17 protein-coding genes are annotated in these 24,509 nt (G+C 63.2%); 7 read left to right on the top strand and 10 right to left on the bottom strand.

Annotated features, from left to right (window positions below; all coding sequences use genetic code 11):
- Nucleotides 1–207 precede the first annotated feature (207 nt).
- Complete coding sequence (locus tag NKH57_RS14870) at nucleotides 208–1,782, top strand: alkaline phosphatase D family protein (RefSeq protein ID WP_352945083.1); 1,575 nt, start codon at nucleotides 208–210, stop codon at nucleotides 1,780–1,782.
- A 92-nt stretch (nucleotides 1,783–1,874) separates the two neighbouring features.
- Here NKH57_RS14870 and NKH57_RS14865 read toward each other — a convergent pair whose 3' ends face one another.
- Nucleotides 1,875–2,156: a hypothetical protein gene (locus NKH57_RS14865; protein WP_245266849.1), complete on the bottom strand. Its 282-nt coding sequence runs from the start codon at nucleotides 2,154–2,156 to the stop codon at nucleotides 1,875–1,877.
- Nucleotides 2,157–2,353: 197 nt separating this feature from the next.
- Between NKH57_RS14865 and typA the strand changes: the two genes are divergently transcribed.
- Complete coding sequence (gene typA / locus NKH57_RS14860; RefSeq protein WP_352487331.1) at nucleotides 2,354–4,183, top strand: translational GTPase TypA; 1,830 nt, start codon at nucleotides 2,354–2,356, stop codon at nucleotides 4,181–4,183.
- 61 nt (nucleotides 4,184–4,244) lie between these two features.
- Here typA and NKH57_RS14855 read toward each other — a convergent pair whose 3' ends face one another.
- A complete protein-coding gene (locus tag NKH57_RS14855) occupies nucleotides 4,245–4,871 on the bottom strand; it encodes a DUF1062 domain-containing protein (protein ID WP_352945080.1) in 627 nt (208 codons plus the stop codon).
- A gap of 397 nt (nucleotides 4,872–5,268) precedes the next feature.
- Between NKH57_RS14855 and NKH57_RS14850 the strand changes: the two genes are divergently transcribed.
- A complete protein-coding gene (locus tag NKH57_RS14850; RefSeq protein ID WP_352945078.1) occupies nucleotides 5,269–5,883 on the top strand; it encodes a LysE family translocator in 615 nt (204 codons plus the stop codon).
- A 4-nt stretch (nucleotides 5,884–5,887) separates the two neighbouring features.
- On the opposite strand, the gene NKH57_RS14845 is transcribed toward NKH57_RS14850, so the two are convergent.
- On the bottom strand, nucleotides 5,888–6,211 hold the full coding sequence (locus tag NKH57_RS14845; RefSeq protein ID WP_352733218.1) for a YciI family protein: 324 nt from the start codon (nucleotides 6,209–6,211) through the stop codon (nucleotides 5,888–5,890).
- 133 nt (nucleotides 6,212–6,344) lie between these two features.
- The gene (locus NKH57_RS14840; RefSeq protein ID WP_352945076.1) at nucleotides 6,345–6,908 is read right to left on the bottom strand and encodes a peroxidase-related enzyme; all 564 of its coding nucleotides are present in this window, start codon (nucleotides 6,906–6,908) and stop codon (nucleotides 6,345–6,347) included.
- Nucleotides 6,909–7,044: 136 nt separating this feature from the next.
- On the opposite strand from NKH57_RS14840, the gene NKH57_RS14835 reads away from it, so the two are divergent.
- The gene (locus NKH57_RS14835) at nucleotides 7,045–11,859 is read left to right on the top strand and encodes an NAD-glutamate dehydrogenase (protein WP_352945074.1); all 4,815 of its coding nucleotides are present in this window, start codon (nucleotides 7,045–7,047) and stop codon (nucleotides 11,857–11,859) included.
- A 155-nt stretch (nucleotides 11,860–12,014) separates the two neighbouring features.
- The gene (locus NKH57_RS14830; protein WP_502907297.1) at nucleotides 12,015–13,427 is read left to right on the top strand and encodes an MFS transporter; all 1,413 of its coding nucleotides are present in this window, start codon (nucleotides 12,015–12,017) and stop codon (nucleotides 13,425–13,427) included.
- Between the two features lie 44 nt (nucleotides 13,428–13,471).
- Here NKH57_RS14830 and purH read toward each other — a convergent pair whose 3' ends face one another.
- Entirely contained in the window at nucleotides 13,472–15,088 is a 1,617-nt protein-coding gene (purH, locus tag NKH57_RS14825; RefSeq protein ID WP_023762529.1) for a bifunctional phosphoribosylaminoimidazolecarboxamide formyltransferase/IMP cyclohydrolase, read from the bottom strand.
- 139 nt (nucleotides 15,089–15,227) lie between these two features.
- Here purH and NKH57_RS14820 point away from each other — a divergent pair, with 139 nt between their 5' ends.
- Complete coding sequence (locus NKH57_RS14820; RefSeq protein ID WP_023762528.1) at nucleotides 15,228–15,536, top strand: putative quinol monooxygenase; 309 nt, start codon at nucleotides 15,228–15,230, stop codon at nucleotides 15,534–15,536.
- A 28-nt stretch (nucleotides 15,537–15,564) separates the two neighbouring features.
- On the opposite strand, the gene NKH57_RS14815 is transcribed toward NKH57_RS14820, so the two are convergent.
- The 3 genes from NKH57_RS14815 to htpX all read right to left on the bottom strand — a co-directional run bounded on the left by NKH57_RS14815 (nucleotide 15,565) and on the right by htpX (nucleotide 19,838).
- Nucleotides 15,565–17,289: a heparinase II/III family protein gene (locus NKH57_RS14815; RefSeq protein ID WP_352945072.1), complete on the bottom strand. Its 1,725-nt coding sequence runs from the start codon at nucleotides 17,287–17,289 to the stop codon at nucleotides 15,565–15,567.
- 147 nt (nucleotides 17,290–17,436) lie between these two features.
- On the bottom strand, nucleotides 17,437–18,825 hold the full coding sequence (locus tag NKH57_RS14810; protein WP_352945070.1) for an RsmB/NOP family class I SAM-dependent RNA methyltransferase: 1,389 nt from the start codon (nucleotides 18,823–18,825) through the stop codon (nucleotides 17,437–17,439).
- Entirely contained in the window at nucleotides 18,822–19,838 is a 1,017-nt protein-coding gene (gene htpX / locus NKH57_RS14805; protein ID WP_352732033.1) for a zinc metalloprotease HtpX, read from the bottom strand. Before htpX ends, NKH57_RS14810 begins: the two co-directional genes overlap by 4 nt.
- Before the next feature lie 105 nt (nucleotides 19,839–19,943).
- Here htpX and NKH57_RS14800 point away from each other — a divergent pair, with 105 nt between their 5' ends.
- The gene (locus NKH57_RS14800; protein WP_023762523.1) at nucleotides 19,944–20,165 is read left to right on the top strand and encodes a DUF1674 domain-containing protein; all 222 of its coding nucleotides are present in this window, start codon (nucleotides 19,944–19,946) and stop codon (nucleotides 20,163–20,165) included.
- A 141-nt stretch (nucleotides 20,166–20,306) separates the two neighbouring features.
- Here NKH57_RS14800 and NKH57_RS14795 read toward each other — a convergent pair whose 3' ends face one another.
- Both NKH57_RS14795 and NKH57_RS14790 read right to left on the bottom strand, forming a co-directional pair.
- A complete protein-coding gene (locus tag NKH57_RS14795; RefSeq protein WP_352732031.1) occupies nucleotides 20,307–20,972 on the bottom strand; it encodes an HAD-IA family hydrolase in 666 nt (221 codons plus the stop codon).
- A gap of 1,072 nt (nucleotides 20,973–22,044) precedes the next feature.
- On the bottom strand, nucleotides 22,045–23,994 hold the full coding sequence (locus tag NKH57_RS14790; protein WP_352945067.1) for a coiled-coil domain-containing protein: 1,950 nt from the start codon (nucleotides 23,992–23,994) through the stop codon (nucleotides 22,045–22,047).
- Between the last annotated feature and the right edge of the window lie 515 nt (nucleotides 23,995–24,509).

The raw sequence follows: 24,509 nt of genomic DNA, 5'->3' as shown, positions 1-24,509 counted from the left end.
GTCGGTCCGACCGGGCTCTGCCTCCTGGTGCAGATGGAGGTCGGCGCTCTATGCGCGGCGACCCCCTCTGTCGCCTTCGGCGACATCTCCCCCTCGAGGGGGGAGATCACCCTGTTCACTGTTATCAAACCTTCATCATCCCGAGACGCGCCTGAAACATTGACGCTGGATCCTGGTGGCACCGTTCAAGCCATCCAGGAAACAGCCATGAACAAGCTTTCGATGACCCGCCGCGCCTTCGTCACGTCCGCCAGCGCCGTTGGCCTGGCCGGCGTTTCGAGCCTGGCACTGCCATACTATTCGCGCGCCAATCAGCGGCCGGCCTTCACCCATGGCGTCCAGTCGGGCGATGTCGACGCCACCAGCGGCATGGTTTGGACGCGCACCGATCGCCCGTCGCGCGTCATGTTCGAGGTGTCGTCGACGGAGAATTTCGCCAATGCGACGGGCCTGGCACCGCTCGATACGTCGCCGGCCAGCGATTACACCGTCAAACGGCTGCTCACCGACCTCGCTTCCGACCAGGACATCTTCTACCGCATGACATCAGCCGATCTCGCCGACATCAACGCCGTTTCGGAGCCTATCACCGGCCGCTTCAGGACGGCGCCGGCCTCGAAGCGCGACATCCGCTTTGCCTGGTCGGGCGACACGGCCGGCCAGGGCTGGGGCATCGACGAGACCGGCATGAAGACCTACGCCACGATCGGCAGGCATACGCCCGATTTCTTCCTGCACTCGGGCGACACCATCTATGCCGACGGCGCCATGAAGGACGAGGTCGACCTGCCCGGTGGCGGCAAGTGGAAGAACGTCGTGCTGATCGACGGCAAGCGCAAGGTCGCCGAGACGCTGGACGAATACCGAGACCAGTGGAAATACAACATGATGGACCGGAACGTGCTCGGGTTGAGCGCCATCTGCCCGACCTTCTACCAATGGGACGACCACGAAGTTCTAAACAACTGGTCGGATTCGAAGAATCTCAGCGCCGACAATCGCTATACGGAGAAATCCATCCACGTGCTGGCGGCCCGCGCGGCGCGCGCCTTCCATGAGATGACGACGATCCGCTATGAACCCTCCGAGCCCGGCCGTGTCTATCGCAAGATCGCTTACGGGCCGCTGCTCGACGTGTTCTTCCTCGACATGCGGTCCTATCGCGGCCCCAATGGTCCGGACATGCAAGATGAGATGACCCCGCAATCGCGCATTCTCGGCGAACAGCAGACGAAATGGCTGAAGCGCGAGCTGGCGAGTTCGAAGGCGACCTGGAAAATCATCGCCGCCGACATGCCGCTCGGCCTCGTCGTCTGGGATGACGGCACCAAGAAGGTCGGCGCCGAAGCGGTCAGCAATGGCGATAATGGCTTGCCAAAGGGACGCGAGCTCGAGATCGCCGACCTGCTGCGTTTCATCAAGAACGCCGGCATCAGCAACACAGTCTGGCTGACCGCCGACGTGCACTACACGGCCGCCCACCACTACAACCCGGACAAGGCGCAGTTCCAGGATTTCAATCCGTTCTGGGAATTCGTCTCGGGCCCGATCCACGCCGGCACGTTCGGCCCCAACGATTTTGACATGACATTCGGGCCGGAGCTGAAGTTCATCAAGGCGCCGACTGCCGAACAGGGTCAGAACCTGCCGCCATCGGCGGGCCTGCAATTCTTCGGGCTGGTCGATATTTCAGGCGCCAGCGAGCAGATGACGGTGCGGCTGATGGACCGCGACGACAACGAACTCTTCAAGGTAACGCTCGACCCAGTACGGTCGGCATAAACGCACTATTCACCCTCCCCCTTGTGGGGAGGGTCGGCGCGGCGGCTTCGCAAAGCGAAGCTGCCGAGACGGGGCGGGGGTGAAGCGCCCTCTTAGTCCGGGTAGCAGACCATTGGAATGTTCGGCCAGACGGCGCTGTCGCAGTTGGCGGTGTCCTGCCTCTGCTTGAAGGAGGCGCTGACCGGGCCGGTCACCATCGGGTCGACCCCGTCGGGTGCGTCGGCGAAGACCTGCTCGGCTGTCTGCGTGCCGGACTGCGCAACGGGGGGCGTCTCGCGCAGCGTAGCAGCCGACTGCGCGGCGTTGGCGGCCAGCAGGATTGCAAAGGCTGCGGATGCGATGAGCGGCCAAAATCGGTTGAGTTTGTCGGTCATGATGCTCGAACTGCCCGGGCCCGGAAAGGTTCCCGCCTTGGTTAACAGAATCATCTCACACGCAGATGCTTAAGATTTGATGAGTATTTGGTGGCGCGCCTCCTCTTTCGCAACTGCGAAAAACCCTGTATGAGCCGCGCAACCGAAAGAGGCAGCGCCTTTTGGCCTGCTGCCTGCAACGCTTCCGAGACCAGAACATGAAAATCCGTAATATCGCGATCATCGCGCACGTCGACCATGGAAAAACCACCCTCGTCGACCAATTGCTCCGCCAATCCGGCTCCTTCCGGGACAACCAGCGCGTCGCCGAACGCGCCATGGATTCCAACGACCTCGAAAAGGAACGCGGCATCACCATCCTGGCCAAGGCGACCTCGGTCGATTGGAAGGACACCCGCATCAACATCGTCGACACCCCCGGCCACGCCGATTTTGGCGGCGAGGTCGAACGCATCCTGTCGATGGTGGACTCAGCCATCGTGCTGGTGGACGCTGCCGAGGGGCCGATGCCGCAGACCAAGTTCGTCGTCGGCAAGGCGCTCAAGGTCGGCCTGAAACCGATCGTCGTCATCAACAAGATCGACCGCCCAGACGCCCGCCATGTCGAAGTGGTCAACGAGGTGTTCGACCTGTTCGCAGCGCTCGATGCCACCGATGAACAGCTCGACTTCCCGATTCTGTACGGTTCAGGCCGCGACGGCTGGGTTTCCGAAAATCCGGAAGGACCGAAGGACCAGCAGTTGGCGCCGCTGTTCGATCTCGTCATCAAGCATGTGCCGGCGCCGACCGTGCATCCCGGCCCGTTCCGCATGATCGGCACCATCCTGGAAGCCAATCCGTTCCTCGGCCGCATCATCACCGGCCGCATTGAATCAGGCACGTTGAAGTCCAACCAGCCGGTCAAGGTGCTGCACCATGACGGCACGCTGGTCGAAACCGGCCGTATTTCCAAGATCCTCGCTTTCCGCGGCCTCGAACGCCAGCCGATCGAAGAGGCCCAGGCGGGCGACATCGTTGCCATTGCCGGCCTTTCGAAAGGCACCGTCGCCGACACGTTCTGCGATCCGGCGGTGAGCGAGCCGCTGCATGCGCAGCCGATCGATCCGCCGACCGTGACCATGTCCTTCCTCGTCAACGACAGTCCGCTGGCCGGCACAGAAGGCGACAAGGTCACCAGCCGCGTCATACGCGACCGTCTGCTGCGCGAGGCCGAAGGCAATGTCGCGCTGAAGATCGAGGAATCGCCCGACAAGGATTCGTTCTTCGTCTCCGGCCGCGGCGAATTGCAGCTGGCCGTGCTGATCGAGACGATGCGCCGCGAGGGTTTCGAGATCGCCGTGTCGCGTCCGCGCGTCGTCATGCAGAAGGGCGAGAACGGCGAGTTGCAGGAACCCATCGAGGAAGTCGTTATCGACGTCGACGAGGAGCATGCCGGCATCGTCGTGCAGAAGATGTCGGAGCGCAAAGCCGAGATGGTGGAGCTGCGCCCGTCCGGCGGCAATCGCCAGCGCATCGTCTTCCACGCGCCGACGCGCGGCCTGATCGGCTACCAGTCGGAACTGCTGACCGACACGCGCGGCACGGCCGTGATGAACCGGCTGTTCCATGCCTACGAGCCCTACAAGGGCGAACTGCCGGGGCGTACCAACGGCGTCCTGATCTCCAACGAACAGGGCGAGGCGGTGGCCTACGCCATGTGGAACCTGGAAGACCGCGGCCCGATGGTCATCGACCCGGGCGTCAAGGTCTATCAGGGCATGATCATCGGCATCCACAGCCGCGACAACGATCTCGAAGTGAACGTGCTCAAGGGCAAGAAGCTGACCAACATCCGTGCCGCCGGCAAGGATGAGGCGGTGAAGCTGACCCCGCCGATCCGCATGACGCTGGAACGCGCGCTGGCCTGGATCCAGGACGACGAACTGGTCGAAGTGACGCCGAAGACCATTCGGCTCCGCAAGCTCTATCTCGACCCGAACGAGCGCAAGCGGTTCGAGAAGTCCGCCAAGGCGGTCGGCGCGGCATAAGCTTCTTTATTCCAAACGGCTGAGAGGGGCGGAGCAAACCAATGCTCCGCCCCTCTTTCGTTCATCCACCGGCGGCCGACATAATGTCGTCCTGGTCGACCTCACCGGCCAGATCTATACGGATGGTCGTTCCCTGGCGGGCCGGCTTGCGCAAGGCTTTGGCACCGTTGGGATGAACGACCAGCAATCGTCGCTCTTCCAGCGCTTGAAGCCGTGATCGCGAGATGCCGAGTTCGCCGGCGAGCAGCCGATCGAGTCGCAGGGACGTCGGTATTTCGAGGCCAAGCTGGAGCTCCAGCGCGGTTGCCGTCTCCCTTGTGCCGCCAAGCCTGTGCTTGTGAACGGCGACATCAGGAAATTCATCGAGGCGCCCGATCCGGTTTCGCAGTGCGCCCACATCGAAGGCATGGCGGCGGGCCAGCCCCGGATCGTTGCTTTCGAGCGCCTGCAGCAAAGCAGGCTCGATGTCGCGGCGGTTGCAACGCTCGAAAATGCCGAAATTCCAGGAATTGTCGCAGTCAATGCAGCGGTAGATCAGCCAGACATCGATGCGCTTGCCGTTGGCGTTGACGCGGAATTTTCCGCTGCTGCAATAGGCTTTCACAGTGCCGCAGCGATTGCAGTTGATGAGCGGTCGAGGTGCGATTTTGGGCGTGATCGCCCAGCCGATGCGCAGAAATCCAGACATGCCGATAAGCCCTTCCCGTCGGGAAGTTCATCAGGCCGGCGATGTCGAGATGCCCATGCGGGCACGGCGTGGCGGTAGGCTGCGGTTTTTGGAAATCAGGTGTCACGGGCGGAAAGCGCGCGACAGCGGTTCAGCAGTGCCAAACCGGTCTCGAACCGCCGCCCTAAGGAACACGTGAACATGAAAACAGACACCGCGAATGCAGCGTCATGCAGTGTGTCGGGGGAGTTGACGAGACCGGCGGTTACGTAGGCAAAGTGAAGCTCAAAATTGTTTCGCGGCGGCCTTTCTAGCCGCGAGATTCCGGGCGGACAAGCGTGATCTTGTCGGCCCTACCGCAGCTGGGCCGCTTGCGCTAATGTTAGATATCGAAGGCTTTCAACCAAAGACCCCGCCCATGCACCTCACATCGCTCCTGATCTTCGCCGCCGCTTTGTTCGTCGCCGCTGGCTCGCCTGGTCCATCGATCGCGGCGCTCGTCGCGCGCGTCATCTCGAAAGGCTTTCGCGACGTGTTCCCGTTCCTGCTTGCGATGTGGATCGGCGAGGGCATCTGGCTGTCGCTGGCAGTATTCGGGCTGGCTGTGGTGGCGCAAACCTTCCATTTTGCCTTTGTCGTCGTGAAATGGGTCGGCGTCGCCTATCTCGCCTACCTTGCCTGGAAAATGTGGACTGCACCTGTCGATGCGAAAGAGGGCGAGATGCCACGCGAGGATTCTCCGGCAAAGCTGTTCTTCGCCGGGATGGCGGTGACGCTCGGCAATCCCAAGATCATGATGTTCTACCTGGCGCTGCTGCCGACCATCATCGACCTCGCTTCGGTCAGCATCGTCGGCTGGGTCGAGCTGACGGCGACCATGGCCGTGGTGCTGGTCGCCATCGATCTGGCCTGGGTGCTCGCCGCGTCACAGGCGCGCAAGCTCCTCAGGAGCAAGCGCGCCATGAAGATCGCCAATCGCATCAGTGCCACGACGATGGCCGGCGCGGCTGCGGCGATCGCGGCGCGGTCGTAACCCGTCACATCATCTCGATGATCGGCGCGATCTCGACGCTGAAGGCCGGGTTCATCAGGATCGGGCAATCCTTGGCCTTGGCTACGGCATCGTCGATGTCCTTCGCTTCGACGATGGTGTAGCCGGCGGTCGGATTGCTGCCGCCATTGTTCTCGACCTTGCCGCCGGGTAGCACCATCTTCGACATGCCGACCGGATTGCCGCCGTCGACCACGGCTGAGCCGAGCTTGCCGTACCAGCCGTTCCAGGCGTCCATTGCTGCTTTCCGTTCGGCCTCCTCGGTCGGCATCTTACCGGAGCCGTGATAGACGTAGAGAAATTTCGCCATGTTCTCCTCCTTGATCAGCGGCATCGAACCGACATGCGGCCATGCCGCCTGCAGATCATCGGACCAAACCGGCAAACAAGCAACGAGAATGCGAAACAGCTAATGTAAGGCCTGTCGGGCTCCAGCCGCCAGGTCACCGCGCCACGGCGTGATATTCGTCGTTTGGCCGCATATCGATCGCCGCAGCCACCCGGTTCGACATGTTGAAGAAGGCAGTGGTCGAGGCAATGTCCCAGATGTCGCGATCGGTGAAGCCGGCCTTGCGAAGTGCTGCCCGATCGGCCTCGACAATCTTCGCCGGCTCCTCGGTCAACTTGACGGCGAATTCGAGCATTGCGGTCTGCTTGGGCGAAAGATCGGCGGCGCGGAAATTCATCACCATCATTTCGCCGAGCGCCGGGTCGCCGGACAACTGGCGCACCGCCGCGCCATGCGCGGTCAGGCAATAGTAGCAATGATTTATCGAAGAGACGGCGACCGCGATCATCTCCCGCTCCAGCTTCGACAGGCCGGAGTCTCCGAGCATTAGGTCGTTGTACATGTCGGTGAAAGCACGCAGCTTCTTGTCGTCGAAGGCGTAGGCGCGCAGCACATTGGGAACGAGGCCGAGCTTCTCCTCGCATTTGGCGAAATAGGTTTTTGTCGCCTCGCTCAGTTCTCCCAGGCCAAGGTCAAGCGCGGTGATTTTGCCGGTCATGGGTCATTTCTCCTCCGTTGGACGGCATCTTGTTGCCGAATTCCGATATTTCTTTGCAAGCCGTCAAACCTTTGTCGCCAAACAGCGGTCATCTGCTACCATAGTCGTAAAAGCATTGACGGGAGGGAAGTGCCTCATGGCCAGCGTGAAATCCGCGAGCAAGCCGAAGAAAAAAATCACGGCAGCGGCAAAAGCGGAGGAAAGGCCAGCCGGGCTTGCCGACTATCTGCTCGCCCGTGCGCCGGCTGAAGATCTCGCCACTTATGAAATGGCCGATCTCGAACGCGCCGCCGATCTCGCCGGCCAGGCAATAGCCATTCACAAAAAAGGCGAGTGCGTCATCGCCGTCGATGCCGATTCCGGCGTTGTCCGAGACGGCCGCCCGGTGACGGTCATCACGGTCGTCAACGACAACATGCCGTTCCTGTTCGATTCCATCCTTGGCGAAGTCACCGAGACATCAGGCGAACCGATGCTGGTCACCCATCCGGTCATCGTGGTTCGTCACGGCAAAGACGGTGTGGACGAAATCCTCGGCGACGGCAATTTCGCTAGGGATGACGGCAGCCACGACCGGCTGAGCGTCATCCATGTCCACATACCGCGGCTGACCGCGGAGCAGGCGAGCGGATTGACCGAACGGTTGCGCAAGACGCTCGGCCAGGTTCATGCCGCCGTCCACGACTGGAGACCGATGCTGGCCCGCCTCGATCAGGCGATTTCCGAATTCCGCTATTCGGCGGTGCCGCTCGACAAAAAGAGCGTTGCCGAGGCGATCGCTTTCCTCGAGTGGCTGCGCGACGACAATTTCACTTTCCTCGGCATGCGCGAGTTCAAATACACCGGCGGCGAGGAAAGCGGCACACTGGAGCGCGCCGACAAGCCCGGCCTCGGCATCCTCGCTGATCCCGATGTGCTGGTACTCAGGCGCGGTACCGAAGCGGTGACGACAACGCCTGAGATCCGCGCCTTCCTGCATGGGCCGGAGCCGCTGATCGTCACCAAGGCCAATGCCAAGTCATCCGTGCATCGCCGCATCTATCTCGATTACATTGGCGTCAAGACCTACACAGCCAAAGGCACGCTGGCGGGCGAATTGCGCATCGTCGGCCTGTTCACCTCGACCGCCTACACGCGCTCGGTGATGAAGATCCCCTACCTGCGGTCCAAAGCCGAAACCATCATCGCCAAGTCCGGCTTCGACCGGCACGACCACTCCGGCAAGGCGCTGATCAATGTGCTCGAAAGCTATCCGCGTGACGAGTTGTTCCAGGTGCCGGTGCCGATCCTGAGGAAGCACGCCGCCGCCATTCTCGGCCTCGTCGAGCGACCGCGCGTGCGGGCGCTGGTGCGCGCCGATCAGTTCGACCGCTTCGTCTCGATCCTCGTCTTCGTGCCGCGCGACCGTTACGACAGCGTGGTGCGCGAGAAGATCGGCCTCTACCTGAAAACTGTGTTCGAAGGCCGGCTGTCGGCCTATTACCCGGCCTTCCCAGAAGGCGGGCTGGCGCGCGTGCACTTCATCATCGGCCGTTCCGGCGGCAAGACGCCGAAGGTCGAGCAAGCGACGATCGAAGCCGCGATCCGCGACATCGTGCGCACCTGGGAAGATGCGCTTTCAGATGCGGCGGAGGCCAATGGCGCCGACCAGACGTTGAAGAGCATCGCCGCGCGGCTACCGGAAAGCTACCGCGATTCGTTCAGCGCGGCAGTGGCGCTGGCCGATGCCGGGCGGATTGCCAAAATCAGCGCCGGCAATCCGATCGCCATTGACTATTATCGCCATGGCGAGCAGAAGCCGCACCAGGCAGCGCTGAAAATCTATCACCACGGCAGCCCGGTGGCGCTGTCGCGGCGCGTGCCGGTGCTGGAAAACATCGGCTTCCGCGTCATCAGCGAACGCACTTTCGAGGTCGGCGACGGTCAGTCCGGCCAGATCAGTGGTGATCAGCCCGGCCGGGTCTTCATCCATGACATGGAGCTGGAGAACAGCTACGGCAAGCCAATCGATCTGACCGATGGCGGGGCGCTGTTCGCGGACGCGTTCTTGTCGGTCTGGCGCGGCGACGTCGACAATGACGGCTACAATGGCCTTGCCCAGACCGCGGGCCTGTGGTCGGGCGAGATCACCGTGCTGCGCGCCTATGGCCGCTACCTGCAGCAGGTTGGCATTCCGCAAAGCCAGGATTTCATCGCCGCCGCGCTCAATCGCTATCCCGATATCGCGCGCGGCCTGCATGCGCTGTTCATCGCCAGGCTTGGCCCGACAGCCGAGACCGAAGGCGTGGTGGCGGCAAAGCACCTCAAGGCCAAGATCAAGGATGCGCTGGAAGACGTTCCCAACATCGACGACGACACCATCATCCGGCGCTATCTCAATCTGATCGAAGCCTCGCTGCGCACCAATCATTTCGTCGCCGATACGAAAGAGAAAGGCCAGTCGCTGGCGATCAAGCTCGATTCGCATGCGGTGGACGGATTGCCGGCACCGCGGCCGTGGCGGGAGATCTTCGTCTACGGTTCCGAAGTCGAGGGCCTGCATCTGCGCTTCGGCCCGGTGGCGCGCGGCGGCCTGCGTTGGTCGGACCGCGCCCAGGACTACCGCACCGAGGTGCTCGGCCTGGTCAAGGCGCAGCAGGTCAAGAACGCTGTCATCGTGCCTGTCGGCGCCAAGGGCGGCTTCTACCCGAAGAAGCTGCCCATGACCGCCGGCCGTGACGCGATCTTCGAGGCCGGCACCGCTGCCTACAAGAATTTCGTCTCCAGCCTGCTGTCGATCACCGACAATATCGGCATCGAGGGTGTCATCCCGCCGGCCGGCGTCGTGCGCCGCGATCCGGACGATCCGTACTTCGTGGTTGCCGCCGACAAGGGCACGGCGACCTTCTCCGATACCGCCAACGCCATCAGCGAGCAGCACGGATTCTGGCTCGACGACGCCTTCGCCAGCGGCGGCTCGGCCGGCTACGACCACAAGAAGATGGGCATCACCGCCAAGGGCGCATGGGAAGCCGTCAAGCGACATTTTCGCGAGATCAACCGCGACATCCAGACCTCGCCTTTCACGGTCGTCGGTGTCGGTGACATGTCGGGCGACGTGTTCGGCAACGGCATGTTGTTGTCGCCGAAGACCCGGCTGATCGCTGCCTTCGACCATCGCGACATCTTCATTGATCCCGATCCGGACATGGCCGCGTCGATGTCCGAGCGCGAGCGCATGTTCGCTCTCCCCCGCTCGAGCTGGCAGGACTACGACAAGACCAAACTGTCGGAAGGCGGCATCATCGTCTCGCGCAACCAGAAGTCGATCACCTTGCCGGCGGCAGCGGCAGCAGCGATCGGCTTGGCCAAGACCATCGCCACGCCGGTCGAGATCATGACCGCCATCCTGAAGGCGCCGGTCGATCTTCTATGGTTCGGCGGCATCGGCACATATTTGCGGGCTTCGAACGAGACCAATGCCGAGGTCGGCGACCGCGCCAATGATGCCATCCGCATCACCGCGCTGGAGGTGCGCGCCAAGGTGATCGGCGAGGGCGCCAATCTCGGCGTCACGCAGCGCGCGCGCATCGAGTTCGGCATGAATGGCGGCCGCTGCAATTCCGACGCCATCGACAATTCCGGCGGCGTCAACTGCTCCGACGTCGAGGTCAACATCAAGATCGCGCTGGCGTCCGCCATGCGCAAGGGATCGTTGACTCGCCCGGCACGTAACAAGCTGCTGGCCGAGATGACCGACGAGGTCGGCTCACTCGTCCTGTCCAACAACTACCAGCAGACGCTGGCGCTTTCGATCGCCCGCAAGCGCGGCCTCGCCGACATCGCGCATCAGAGCCGTTTCATGACGGCGCTGGAGGCGCGGGGCCTGCTCGACCGCGCCGTCGAGACGCTGCCGTCGCCGGCGGCGCTTGCCGATCGCGAAGCGCGCGGCGAACCGCTGACCAGGGCCGAGCTCGGCGTGCTGCTCGCCTATGCCAAGATCGTGCTGTTTTCCGACATCGTCGCCAGCGACGTGCCGGACGACGCGCATTTCGATCGCGACCTGATGGGCTATTTCCCGGATCGCATGGCGAAGAAATATGCCGCCGAAATCCACGGCCACCGGCTGCGCCGCGAGATCATTACACGGGTCGTCGTCAACGATCTGGTCAATCGCGGTGGCCCTTCCTTCGTCAACCGGCTGCAGGAAGCCACGGGGCGCACCGCCGCCGACGTGGTGCGCACCTTCGCCGTGGTGCGCGACGGCTTTGCCTTGCCGGCGCTCTATCGCGAGATCGACGCGCTCGACAACCAGATCGATGGCCAGGTGCAGCTCGATCTCTATCAGATGGTCAGCCGGCTGATCTATGTGACCAGCGGCTGGTATCTGAAGAACGATGCCAGCACGGCAGCCCTTGGCCAGCGCATCGCCGAACTGCTGGAAGCCCGCAAGGCGCTGGAGCCCAAGCTCGTTTCGCTGCTGCCGGCCTTCTCGCGCGAGCGGATCGAGGAGAAGCGGCACGGGCTGTTCAAGAGCGGCGCGCCGGAAAGACTGGCTGCGCAGCTGGCTCTGAGCGAGGTGGCGGAACTCATCCCCGATATCGCGTTGACGGCGCGCACCGCCGGCGCTGACATCGTCGCGGCGGCCACAGCATTCTTCGCCGTCAGCGATGCCTTCCGTATCCCGCGTGTAGAGGACGCGGCACGCTCGATCACGCCCTCGGACTATTACGACCAGCTGGCGCTTTCGCGCGCCACCGACACGATAGGTGCCGCGCGGCGCGGCATCGCGGTGGCGGCACTCACCGGTCATGCCAAGGCAGCCGATCCGGTGGCGGCCTGGCTGGAAGCCGGCGGCGAGCGGGTGGCGCGCATCCGCGAGCGGCTGCAGGCGCTGACCGAAGGCGGCGACATTACCGTGTCGCGGCTGTCTGTTGCTTCCGGGTTGATGAGCGATTTGACGGGGATGTGAGTTGGTTTGTTTTCATCCGGCCGTCGTCACCTTCTACCCGCATAGCGACGAGGGAAGGGATATGGCCGCAATGCTGGCACCTATCTCGCGGGGCCGGCAGAGCCATGAGGGTACGCAATGCGTGATATTTGCATGAACGCTGGAAAAATGCAGACATGGCGCCCGATACGGGCACGGCCGGGGAGATCATCATGGCGGTAGAGGCAGTGCAGCGTGCGTCTGGACGTGGTATCTGGGGATGGATGCTGTTCGACTGGGCCGCGCAGCCGTTCTTCACGGTCATCACCACCTTCATCTTCGGGCCGTACTTCGTCTCACGCATGGCGAGCGATCCGGAAACCGGCCAGGCTGCCTGGGGTTACGGCATCGCCGCGGCGGGCCTGGTCATCGCCGTGCTGTCGCCAATCCTAGGTTCAATCGCCGATCAGACCGGTCCACGCAAGCCGTGGATCGCGTTCTTCGCCGCGGTCAAGGTCACCAGCCTTAGCCTGCTTTGGTTCGCGGCTCCCGGTTCGAACCTTTTCCTGGTCGTGTTCTTGTTCTCGCTGGCGTCGGTCGCGGCCGAGTTTTCGACCGTGTTCAACGATTCGATGATGCCGCGCCTGGTGCCGAAGAGCGAGATCGGCCGGATCTCCAACATGGCCTGGGGAATTGGTTATCTCGGCGGCATGATCGCGCTGATCTTCGTCGTCGCCAGCTTGGCCGGTTCGCCGGAGACGGGCAAGACGATCATCGGCATCGACCCGCTGTTCGGGCTCGACCCGAAGCTCGGCGAAGACGCCCGCGCCACCGGGCCGCTGTCGGCCGGCTGGTACTTCCTGTTCATCCTGCCAATGTTCTTTTTCACGCCCGACGCCCTCAAGGGGCTGCCGATCGGCCCGGCGGTGCGAGAGGGGTTGGCTGAGTTGAAAGCAACACTGAGCGAGGTGCGCAAGCGCAGCGGTATCTTCCGCTTCCTTGTCGCCCGCATGATCTATCAGGACGGCGTCAACGCTCTGCTGGCGCTGGGTGGTACGTTTGCGGCTGCAATGTTCCATTGGTCGATCACCGAGATCGGCATTTTCGGCATCATTCTCAATGTCGTCGCCATCTTCGGCTGCCTTGTTGCGGCGCGTCTCGACACGGCGCTTGGCTCAAAAACCATCGTGATGATCTCACTGGTCCTGCTCGGCATCGCCACGATCGGCATCGTCTCGACCGGACCGGGCTACACTTTGTTCGGCCTCTGGATGATGCCCGGGCCAGACAGTGGCGGCTTGTTCGGCACGGCGGCGGAAAAGGCCTACATCTTCTTCGGCCTGTTGATTGGCGTGGCTTTCGGGCCGGTGCAGGCGTCGTCGCGTTCCTACATGGCGCGCAGCGTTACCGCCGCCGAATCCGGCCGCTATTTCGGCATTTATGCGCTGGCCGGGCGAGCGACCAGTTTCCTGGCGCCGTTCATGGTCGCGTCCGTCACCCTCGCCAGTGGCTCGGCGCGCCTCGGCATGGCCGTGATCGCGCTGTTCCTTGGCCTCGGCATGGCGATCCTGATCAAGACGCCTTATCCGGCGGACCGGCCGGCGGAGTGAGTTTACCCTCCCCCTTGTGGGCCACAAGGGGGAGGGTAAGGCAGCTAATGCCGGAAATGCCTGACGCCCGTAAACACCATGGCGATGCCGTGCTCGTCGGCGGCGGCGATCACGTCCTTGTCGTTCATCGAGCCGCCAGGCTGGATGACGGCAGTGGCGCCGGCGGCGATTGCGGCCAGCAGTCCGTCGGCGAAGGGGAAGAAGGCGTCGGAAGCGACGACCGAGCCCTTGGTCAGCGGTTCGGCAAGGCCCGCGGCCTCGGCGGCGTCGAGCGCCTTGCGCGCGGCTATGCGTGAGGAATCGACCCGGCTCATCTGGCCGGCGCCGATGCCGACGGTGGCGCCATCCTTGACGTAGACGATGGCGTTGGACTTAACATGCTTGGCGACGCGGAAGGCGAATTTGAGGTCGGCCATTTCGGCCGGCGTCGGCGCGCGCCTGGTCACTACTTTCAGCTCCAGGTCGTCGACGACGGCGTTGTCGCGGGACTGGACGAGCAGCCCGCCGGCGACTGATTTGACCGTCGTGCCTGACGTGCGCGGGTCCGGCAGGCCGCCGGTGACCAGCAGGCGCAGATTTTTCTTTGCCGCGACGATTGCCGCTGCCTCGTCGGTCGCGCCGGGCGCGATGATCACCTCGGTGAAGGTCTTGACGATTTCTGCGGCGGCCGCGGCGTCGAGGATCCGATTCACAGCGACGATGCCGCCGAAGGCCGAGACCGGATCGCAGGCCAGCGCCTTGGCGTAGGCCGCCTTCAGCGAGATGCCTTCGGCGACGCCGCACGGGTTGGCGTGCTTGATGATGGCAACCGCGGCGGAACGGTCGGGATCGAATTCGCCGGCCAGTTCGAAGGCGGCGTCGGTGTCGTTGATGTTGTTGTAGGAGAGCTGCTTGCCCTGCAACTGCTGCGCCGTGGCGACGCCGGGCCGCTTGTCGCCATTGAGGTAGAAGCCGGCGCTCTGATGCGGGTTCTCGCCGTAGCGCATGACCTCTTCCAGCTTGCCGCCGAAGGCGCGCCATGTCGGGTGCTCGATCTCAAGCGCTTCGGCGAACCAGCCGGAGATTGCCGCGTCATAGGTGGCGGTGCGGGCAAAGGCCTTGGCCGCCAGCTTCTTGCGGAAATCCAGCGACAGCGAGCCGATGTTCATTTCCAGCGCGTTCAGCACCGAGGCGTAGTCGCCGGGATCGGTGACAATGGCGACATAGGCGTGGTTCTTGGCCGAGGCGCGGATCATTGCCGGTCCGCCAATGTCGATGTTCTCGACGATCGAGGCGTAATCGGCGCCGGAGCGGCGGACCTCCTCGAACGGATAGAGATTGGACACCACGAGATCGATCGGCTCGATACCGTACTTGCGCATTGCAGCCACATGATCCGGGTCGTCGCGCACGCCAAGCAGCGCGCCATGCACGCTGGGATGCAAGGTCTTGACCCGGCCATCCATGATCTCGGGAAAACCGGTTAGCTCGGAGACGTCGCGCACGGCGAGGCCGGCCTCGGCGATCGCCTTTGCCGTGCCGCCGGTCGAGACCAGTTCGACACCGGCCGCTGCCAGCGCTTTGGCGAAATCGAGAAGGCCTGTCTTATCGAAAACGGAGAGCAGGGCGCGACGCACCGGAACGAGGTCAGGTGCTGGAATGTTCTTGGCGGCGACGGCCATGGCTGGCGGCCTTTCACGACTTGATTTGAAGCATCCGGGGGCCGTAGCACATGACGCCCGGAAATCAAGCGCCGACGTTTTCGTATGCAATTTGCTGGCCCATATATAAGCTTGTCTTGCTGGTGGAGGAGAAGAATTGATGGCGTTTGTGCGCGTTGGCCAATTCAAGGCGTTGCCGGACACGACCGAGCAATTGCGGGCGATCTATGAAACCGAGGCGATCCCCGCCATCCGCGCCGCAAGCGGCAACATCAGCGCCGTGCTGCTGCAGCAACATCAGGCGAGCGACACATTCATGGCGATCACAGTGTGGAGCACCGTCGAGGATGCCGAGCGCTATGACCGAAGCGGCCAGGCGGCGGCGATGGTCGACAAGATCCGCTTCGCATTCGCCGGTCCGCCCTCGCTCACCACTTACGATGCTTTCGGTGTCCCGCAGCAAGCTTGAGCGGGCCGGCTGCTTTCGCACGGCAGGCTCAGTTGTTTTCCGGGTAACCGGCGATGCTGGTGCGCGTCAGCTGCCAGTGGACTTCGGCAACTTCCGAGGCCTTGAAGGCAAGCACGATCTGGCGGCTGCGGCGCGGGCCGCCAAGACCGGCGAAATAGATCGATTCCTCAACCTCCGGCACCACTTCGGCGCAAGTAAATACCCAGTTGTCGGCCTGATCGGCGGTCATCACCAGGCGATCATGCTCGTCCTGCAACAGGTTGATGTCGGGGTGGACGTGGAAGCGGACGGTGACGAAGTCGCGGCCGTTGTTGCGGATCGACGCATTGCCGGGCCGCTGGAAGCGATCCCTGCCGACCAGCACATTGCCGTTCGAGGAGAGCGTCAGTTCGCGCTCATGCAGAAAACCGAAACGCACGACATAACCGTCATGGCGAGCGATGAACCCCTGAACACCCTTCTGGTCAATGCGCTTGCATTGCACATGCTGGGGGCCGCCGATCAGCGGCGAACCGAGCAGGTCGTTGACACGCAGCGAATGGCTGAAGCGTGCCGACGAGGTATCGTTGATGGTGGCGGTCGAGTGCGCGGCGGTGGCGCGCGCCAGCGGCCGGAATTCAGCCGCACCATAGGTGTCGATGCCGGCATTGACGATATAGTGCTGGCGCCCGGACGACAGTTCGAAGGCGAGGCAGCTGGCATGTGCGGCGTTGGACACGTCGATCGGCGGCGGCAGGCCGGTGTCGGCGATGACCGTCACCCCGCCCATCGACAGGCGCTCATAACCGGAATGCGGCGCATGCAGCAACGGCGCGCCGGCGGTGTCGTCGTGGCGCAGGATGGTGGCGATGCGGTCGTGGATGGTGGCGCCCATGCCGTTGAAGCGGGCGAGGCTGCCGTCCTGATGGCGAAAGAAGCGCAGCGCCGGCAGCATGCGGTCGATGGCGCCGATCAGCGCCTGCGGCGGTGTTTCCGCCTGATTGGCATAGGTTTGCCGCAGCGGCAGAAGGTCGGCGAGGATTTCCAGGACGACCATTGGATTGCGCGAAATATGCCCGCCGTCGGCCAGGATCTGGCGGTCGAGTTCCGTGGCAAGATTGCGGGTCGCGCCGCGCAGCGCCGATGCCGGCGCCGGCAGGGACAAGGCCGCGAAAGCGAGCGCGATGCGGGCACGCAGCCTGTCCTTGCCGTCCGGCATCTCGCGCGCCATCGACCTGAGGTAGCGGATCTGGACGGCGAGCGATTTCAGGAAGGCGCGGTAAAAGGGGAACTCGGCCCCCTGCAACACGACCGAGGAGTGCTGCAGCCAGGCGATGATGCGCTTGGCGGCGGTGCCGGGCTCCCAGGCGACGCCGGAAATATGGCTGCCATGAATAACGATCCAGTCGGAAACCAGGGCGCGGGCGTTGGCGGCGGCAAGCTCGGTCCCGGCGGCGCGCATGTGGCGCAGCCAGCGAAACCCGTGCAGCGTTTTCTGCCAGCCATGATTGGGCACGTTGATCTGGAAAGGCGACTTGCCGCCGGTCTCGACCAGATGCCCCGACAGGGGATAGCGCCCATAGTAGATCTCAAGTGCGATCTGCGGGTCGGCGAGGCGCAGGTCCGGCGGTGCGATCAGCACACGTTCCGGCGTGCGGCCAAAATAGCGCCAGCGGTAGACCGGCCCGGCACGCAGGCGCCGGCGCGTTTTGCGCCAAAACTCCTTCGCGACAAGCGTCCACAGACGCGTCGTGCTGCTGGCAGCAAGTGCCAAAACCCCTCCTGATCGTCCAATACCCCGACGTCGAGTTTACATGATTGCAAGACTCGTGCGAAGGCGAATTCCACGGCACGATGCCGGTTCACCCGGTTTTGACCCCGATCGTCGCCAAAATGCCGGTAACTCCGGGCAGTTAGATGCTTAGCCGGCTCGGCGGATACGAGCCGCGAAGAAGCCGTCGAGACCGGAGATCCCGGGCGAACCAAGATCGAGGTCGGCGGGCGTGGTGCGCAGCGTGCCGTGCGGCGTCAGGAATGGATCGATGCCGGCGATTTCGCCTTGCTGCACCGGATCGTTGGCTATTCCAGCCGTGCCGGCCAGAAAGGCGCGATAGAGGTCCTCGCCTTCGAGCGGGTCGATCGAACAGTTCGAAAAGACTATCCTGCCGCCGGGTTTCACCAGCGTGACGGCGCGGGCGAGCAGCCTGCGTTGCAGGTCCGCGAGTTTTTCCACATCGGCGGCCGTCTTGGTCCATGGCACGTCGGGATGCCGCCGCACCGTACCGGTCGACGAGCAGGGCGCGTCGAGGAGAACGGCGTCGAACAATTCCTTCGGCTCGTATTTGAGCAGGTCGGCCTGGACGATCTCGGCGGACAGACCGAGACGGTCGAGGTTTTGCGTTAGCCGCACCAGCCGGTTCTTCGAGGTATCGACGGCGGTAACCTTGGCGCCGGCAAGAATGAGCTGTGCGGTCTTGCCGCCGGGGGCCGCGCAGAGATCGGCAACATGAAGCCCGCTGACATCGCCGAACAATCGGGCCGGCAGACTGGCCGCGGCGTCCTGGACCCACCAGGCCCCGTCGGCGAAACCGGGCAGTTCGGTGACGGGCCCGGCAAGCCTTTCCACCCGGACCGTGCCGGTCGGCAGGACGATGCCGCCGAGCTTTTCGGCCCAAAGCTTGGGATCCGCCTTGACCGAAAAGTCGACCGGCGCCTCGACGCGGTGGGCTGCCAGGATCTGTCGGGTCTTGTCATTGCCGTAAGTTGCCTTCAGCCGGTCGGAAAACCATTTGGGCGCTTCGTCGGTAGCGGCGAGAGCGGCAGGAAGTTCCGTTTCCTTGGCACGCGCCAACGTGCGCAGCACGCCGTTGACCAGGCCGGAGAAGCGCACCGTGCGCGGATCGGACTTGGCATGGGTCACGGCCAGGTCGACTGCGGCGCTGTCGGGAATGTCGAGGAACAGGATCTGTGCAGCCGCGACATGCAATATGTGCGACAGCGCGGTCGCGTTGGGTGGCAGCGGCTTCTCCAGGCGCCGCGCCAGCAGCCCTGATATGGTCATGCGATAGCGCAGTGCTGTAACCAGAATGGCGCGCACGAGGCCGCGGTCGCGTAGGTCTAGCGCCTTGTATTGCGGATGGCCGTTCTCGTGGTCGGTCAACCCGTCCAGAGGTGTCCTTGCGTCGATGACGGCGGCAAGCAGTCGTGCGGCGGCTTTGCGGGCGGCAAGGCCGGCAACGATGTCGCCGCCGCCTCTGTGTTCCTGGTCACCTGAAACCGTGCGTCGCGGCCCTCGGTCCGCCACGCTCACGACCACCGGCCCTTGGGCCCGGTCGGGTTGCGACCCCATGGGTTGGATTTCGGCTTGGCGGGTTCCGCCGGCTGTTCGGGCTGCGCGGCTTGTCCCCATGGGCCCGATGGCCGCTGTTCGTCGGCTCGCGGCGTCTGGGCCCGGCGAGGAACTTGAGTGCCGCCGCCTTGCATCTGCTGCGCCATCGCCTGGAGAGCAGAGATGCGGTTTTCTGTGTTCGGGTGGGTGGAAAACAGACTGTCCATATGCTCGCCGGAAAGAGGATTGATGATGAAGAGATGCGCGGTCGCCGGATTGCGCTCGGCATCGGGGTTGCGGATGCGTTCGGCGCCGCGGGCGATCTTGTCAAGGGCCGATGCTAGCCAGAGGGGGTGTCCACAGATTTCGGCACCGCGCCGGTCGGCCTCGTATTCGCGGGTCCGGCTGACCGCCATCTGCACGATCATCGCGGCAAAGGGTGCCACGATCATCGCCGCCAGCACGCCGACAAAGCCGAACGGGTTGTTGTTGTCGCGACTGCCGCCAAAAAAGAAGGCGAAATTGCCGAGCATCGAGATGGCGCCGGCGAAGGTGGCGACGATCGTCATGGTCAGCGTGTCGCGGTGCTGCACGTGGGCGAGTTCGTGCGCCATGACAGCCGCGACCTCTTCATGCGTCAAAGCCTGCAACAGACCTGTGGACGCAGCGACCGCCGCGTTCTGCGGATTGCGGCCGGTGGCGAAGGCGTTCGGCTGCGGATTGTCGATCAGGTAGGTCTTCGGCATCGGCAGGCCGGCCTGTTTGGCCAGCGACTGGACGATGGCGTAATATTCGGGGGCGGTCCTTTCGTCGACCTCGACGGCGCGGTTCATCGACAGCACCATCTTGTCGGCGTTCCAGTAGCTGAACAGATTGGTGCCGGCGGCGATCAGCAGCGCGATCATCATGCCGCCGGTTCCGCCGATCAAAAAGCCGACGCCCATGAACAGTGCCGTCATCGCGGCAAGAAGCATGGCGGTGCGAAGTGTGTTCATCGTCTGCTCCTGTCCAGATGGGAGCGAAAAAGGGTCGATCGTTGTAGGTTCATCGCTATATGATGGGAAACGCCTGGTCCTGTTTCAATCCACTGGAAATATCGCATGAACGACGAGCCCAGCAAAACCGATGTCGACCCCGGCGATGACGTCGCGCCAAAGGCACTGACGCCGGAAGCCAGACGTGCGCTCGCGGAAGCCGAAGCAAGACGTATAGAATATCTGGAGAAGGAAGCAGCGGCGCCGAAGGAAATCGGCGGCCGCGGCGGCAAGGAGCCCGGTCGCTATGGCGATTGGGAGGTAAAGGGCCTGACCAGCGACTTCTAAGGGTATGTTGATATTCAGGTGATGCCGGTCTGCAAACGGCGGTTCCCTGCGCTTCCGGTGCTCACGTACTTTAGGTACGCTCCGCTCCGGTTCTCGGAAACCACCGCTTTCGACTCGGCCTGACCTGAATCTCAACACACCCTAAGCGGCGCTGCGCTGCGGCTCGAGCGCGATCCAGCCATCTTCGTCCAAGGTGATGCCGATCATGTCGTAGCCGGCGATTGCGGCATGCTGCGTTTGCAACGGATGCTGGTGCGTGGCATTGATGACCATGACCGCGGCTCCTGCTGCCTCGGCGGCGGCGATGCCAGCCGGAGCATCCTCGAACACAAGGCAGTCGCGCGCGTCGAAGCCGAGCCGCTCCGCGCCAAGCCGGAAGCAATCGGGCGCCGGCTTGCCGCGGGAAACATCTTCCGCCGCGACGATGACGGCCGGGACAGGGATGCTGGCAGCCTTCATGCGCAACAGCGCCAACTCGCGTGGCGCGGAGGTCACGATCGCCCAGCGCTCGGGCGGCAGCGCATCGAGAAACGCCACGGCGCCGGCGATCTGGAGAATGCCATCCAGATCGGCCGCCTCGGCCTTCAGCAGCAGATCAGCCTCGTGCGCCGGGTCGACGCCTGGGAGTGCCAGGCCGGTGATGGTCTCGATCGCGCGCACGCCATGGATCGTCGGCAAGAAGGCGGCGACGTCCAGACCCTGGCGGCGTGCCCAATCGCTCCACACTCGCTCCGCAGAGGCGATGGAATTGATGAGCGTGCCATCCATATCGAAGAGGAAGGCCGCGAATTTTCTGCCTGCGAACATGGTATTCCTTGAGTCACCGGAGTGCTTGTGGCGGTCGCCGAACCTAACGTCGCAGCATCCTTATGGGAAGGCGCGAGGGTCACCTTTTCGATGGTCCCTCCGCAAAGTTGGAATAGCTAACTCCTCCAGGTCGGCTCAACATTGCGCAACCGGGACCTTGCTACGCCGGACTCCTCCCCTAATTGCCCCCCTGGGCGCATTACTCGCGAGTTTGCCTTTTGGGGGCAGCGGCGGTTGTGCCGTTCTGACTGCATGCCTCGGAACGGTCAGACCGACACACCTATGGAGGTCGTCTTGCGTCAATACCGTGGATACAGCTGGGCATTTCTCGCAGTCGTTTGCTCCATCGCGATAGCTGGCGCAGGCGCTGCAGCCGGCGACCAGAACGGCCGAGGGCAAGGCGCTGGCGGCCATCATGCTGACAATGGTGGAGGCACTGATGGCGGAAGCCATGGCGCTGGCAGCCATCGCAGCGAAGGCCGCAACGGCGGCCCGCAGAAAGGGCTTGGCGGCGACCCCAGCCCCAGCGGCAGTTCACCGCCGGACGACGGCGAGACCGGTACCACTACAACGACCGTAGGAGCGCCAACTACGGCCAGTATCGTCCCGTCCGCAGACCGCGGACAGCCGCTCGGCCTCCCGCCCACCCTGCAGCCTTCCAGCGACAGCAACAATTCATCAACGGTCAGTCCAATCGTAGCGCGGCCGGGCGTCCCGAATAAAGTCGTTCGCGCCTGCCATGATGCAATCGAGTCGGCCGCCGCTCCGTTCGGTGCGACCAGCGTGCGCGTCAGCAGCGCAGGTTTCATACATCGCCTGAGCCCAGATACGATCTCGGCTCCCATTGAGGTCAGCATCGACTATGTACGGCAAAGCAACGTAGAGACGCGGCGGGCGCCGATCAAATGCGAATTGAATGCGACAGGCAGCGTGATCGGACTGACATAGCGCATGGCACAGAACTCCTCGCCGACGGGAGCAGGACGAATTCGAAAGAGATGATTCATCCTGGCCTACGGCGTAGCTATGACCTTCGGGGCCTCAAAGAGGGATCGCGCAGTCGTTTTGGAAATCACTCCAACGTCGCTTGTCTCGGCCTGAGCGAATAGGGAAGTGTGATGGAACGCACGCTGGTCATCCGCGATGGATTGCGAACCTTGCTGCGTGCAGTCTTCTGGCTGACAGCCTTCACTTGGCCGGTCGCGGCTGCTGCGCGGGCAGAACGCGTCCTCAGCGGCGGCTCGATCTGCGCGCTGGGACGCTCAGTCCTGAGCCTGTCATTGTCGGCGCGTGCGGCGGCCAAGTCGCGGGCAAGAGTAGCAGCGGCTTCACGTTGCTTGTCCAGAGCCGTCTTCAAGTCGGCGACCCCTGCCACGAGTGCTCGGGCGGCGTCGCGCTCGCGGCGAACTCTGTCGAGATCCTCATGGATCGAAACTGCTGCAGCGCGTTCTCGGTCCAGAGCCCGTGCCGTCTCGGCTGCAGTCTGTTCAGCACGCTCTCTCGCTGTGACTGCACCGGTCCGTCCCTGCTCAGCCGCGTCCGCGCGCTTCACGAGCGCGGCATTGGACAGTTTGACTTTGGCGAGATCGCCACGAAGATCCGCAGACTTCCGGCGCTCCTCATCGAGCATTCCGCTCGCTTGCGCCAGCGAAACCTTGGCCTTGGCACGATCCTTGGCGGTCTCGATCTCGAGCTGTTCAATTTGCGCCCGCGCTCGCGATAAATCGCGCGCCAGCCGCTCCGATCGCTGACGCTCCAGATGAGCAGCGGGCATCTCCACAAAAACATAGTTGGCGGTCTCGCGCAGCAGCGTACGGGCATCTCCCGCAATGCGTCGAAATGCGTCAAGGGTTCGAGCTGCCGCGAGTTCGTTGCGCATTCGTTCCTCGCGTGCATTGTCGGCGGCTGCCATGGTCGCCCTCAGCGCGTCGATCTGCTTGCTCGAATCGAGGAGCGCTTGCTGCAGAGCGGCGCTCCTGGCGCGCTCGCCTTCCGCCGCCCGCTGCTCCTGGCCGGCCAATTCCCTCGCAGCGGCTGCCTGAGCACGAGCTGCCCCGATTTGCGCCCGAGTAGCCTTAAGATCGGAATTGAGCAATTCGACACTCGTGCGCCCGTCTCCCTGGGCTGGTCCATGCATGCCTAGCGCAGCACTCGCCGGAAGCTCGAAGGATCGCGAAGGTTCCGGATTGGCGTGGCCTTGCGCCGGCGAAATGGCGGGGGCTCTTTCGATCCAGTTTTGTCTCGTCATCGCATAGCCAAGCGGCACGGCCAGACAGATTGCGGCGCCCAAACGGAGTACAAGACCGATCGGCCTGATAACGCGAGAGGGTGAAGCCGTCGCGATGGCCGGGTCGGGATCCAGGCTGGATCGTCCCGTTTGAGCTGTGGTCTTCAAACCGCGATGCGCCGGATTGACCGACTGAGCAGCCTTGCGACGCAATTGGTCCCATGCGGACCCTGACCCACTGATTCGCTTCCCGCGTTCCGCGAAGGCTAATTGTGTCGGCGCACGGCTCAGAATCCACAACACCGGTTCGCTTAGAGCGGCAAAATTGACCGCCGCCTGCCTATAAACATAGTCAGCGATTTCTCTGATGGATGTCGCAAGTCGACCGGATTGCGGGGTTGCGGAGGCAAAAGCTCTGGTCTGGGCCATTGACGAGCGCGCGCAAGCTTCGGAACTTGCGTCGAAATGTTCGACCCGCACCCCGAACTGCTGGTAATTGGCATTCGAGGGCCGAACATTCGGGTGTGCCGTGTCTGAGAGAGCTGCAAGCTGAGAAGAAGGTACACGCTCGGTCGCAGGGTCGACCGGGCATTGCCAGTCCCAAGGAGCCTGCCCGGGAGGATAGGATATGCCTTCGCTTAGGTCGGCATCTGGTTTTAGGCGACGTCGCCTTTGCACTCCGATGACGATGCGCCGAAGCACAAGATAGATGCCTATTGACGCAAGTAATGCTATCGCGCCCAGTACGGCAATCTCTGCGTCGTCTGCGTAAATCTCAGCAAGATAATTTGGCATTGGCTTGCCCGTGCGGTCTTGCGTGTATTCTTAAGCTCGTGAAGCGGTGTTTTGGCCCTCACCTTGGCGCTGGCCAAGCCTTGGATCGCTCGCGAACTTGTCACTTGCCTCGAGGTCCCTCCAGCCCAGTGCCTCCGCATCCCAACGTCCCGAGAAATCTTGCGTACCGTTCCATCATTTCCGGCCGTGGCCGGTCCATCCTGAGCTTTAAGCTAGGTCACAGAACTCCACGGTCAACCGTCACCATATTCATAACAGCGGCACCCAGCCGCGCCATCGCCGGCACTTTGTTCTTCGTCACCTCGACCGCTGGCGCGGTCCCGTCGGGCGGACCTCATTCCAACGTTGGTCAGTAGGTCTAAGTCTTGGTCAGTAGGTTCGCCACCGATAGCCTACGAGGGAAATGGCTGGGCGAACCATTCGCGAGCTGGCTGTTTTGTTGAAAAGGCGACGTCCCAATGGGAACCACAGGCCGTTCCGTCGCGTTCCAACAAACTGCTTTCCGCGATAATCGA

Source organism: Mesorhizobium sp. M1050 (assembly GCF_040318715.1).
Lineage (GTDB): Bacteria > Pseudomonadota > Alphaproteobacteria > Rhizobiales > Rhizobiaceae > Mesorhizobium.
Note: the sequence above shows the minus strand (reverse complement) of the source record. Positions and strands in the feature narration are given on the sequence as shown.

Excerpts from the sequence above, each read along its gene's own strand:
- NKH57_RS14850 (WP_352945078.1), top strand. The coding sequence starts at position 5,269 with ATGCACCTCACATCGCTCCTGATCTTCGCCGCCGCTTTGTTCGTCGCC.
- NKH57_RS14790 (WP_352945067.1), bottom strand. The coding sequence starts at position 23,994 with ATGCCAAATTATCTTGCTGAGATTTACGCAGACGACGCAGAGATTGCC.
- typA (WP_352487331.1), top strand. The coding sequence starts at position 2,354 with ATGAAAATCCGTAATATCGCGATCATCGCGCACGTCGACCATGGAAAA.
- NKH57_RS14845 (WP_352733218.1), bottom strand. The coding sequence starts at position 6,211 with ATGGCGAAATTTCTCTACGTCTATCACGGCTCCGGTAAGATGCCGACC.
- NKH57_RS14830 (WP_502907297.1), top strand. The coding sequence starts at position 12,015 with ATGGCGCCCGATACGGGCACGGCCGGGGAGATCATCATGGCGGTAGAG.
- NKH57_RS14840 (WP_352945076.1), bottom strand. The coding sequence starts at position 6,908 with ATGACCGGCAAAATCACCGCGCTTGACCTTGGCCTGGGAGAACTGAGC.
- NKH57_RS14865 (WP_245266849.1), bottom strand. The coding sequence starts at position 2,156 with ATGACCGACAAACTCAACCGATTTTGGCCGCTCATCGCATCCGCAGCC.
- NKH57_RS14835 (WP_352945074.1), top strand. The coding sequence starts at position 7,045 with ATGGCCAGCGTGAAATCCGCGAGCAAGCCGAAGAAAAAAATCACGGCA.
- NKH57_RS14820 (WP_023762528.1), top strand. The coding sequence starts at position 15,228 with ATGGCGTTTGTGCGCGTTGGCCAATTCAAGGCGTTGCCGGACACGACC.
- htpX (WP_352732033.1), bottom strand. The coding sequence starts at position 19,838 with ATGAACACACTTCGCACCGCCATGCTTCTTGCCGCGATGACGGCACTG.
- NKH57_RS14870 (WP_352945083.1), top strand. The coding sequence starts at position 208 with ATGAACAAGCTTTCGATGACCCGCCGCGCCTTCGTCACGTCCGCCAGC.
- NKH57_RS14795 (WP_352732031.1), bottom strand. The coding sequence starts at position 20,972 with ATGTTCGCAGGCAGAAAATTCGCGGCCTTCCTCTTCGATATGGATGGC.
- NKH57_RS14855 (WP_352945080.1), bottom strand. The coding sequence starts at position 4,871 with ATGTCTGGATTTCTGCGCATCGGCTGGGCGATCACGCCCAAAATCGCA.
- purH (WP_023762529.1), bottom strand. The coding sequence starts at position 15,088 with ATGGCCGTCGCCGCCAAGAACATTCCAGCACCTGACCTCGTTCCGGTG.
- NKH57_RS14800 (WP_023762523.1), top strand. The coding sequence starts at position 19,944 with ATGAACGACGAGCCCAGCAAAACCGATGTCGACCCCGGCGATGACGTC.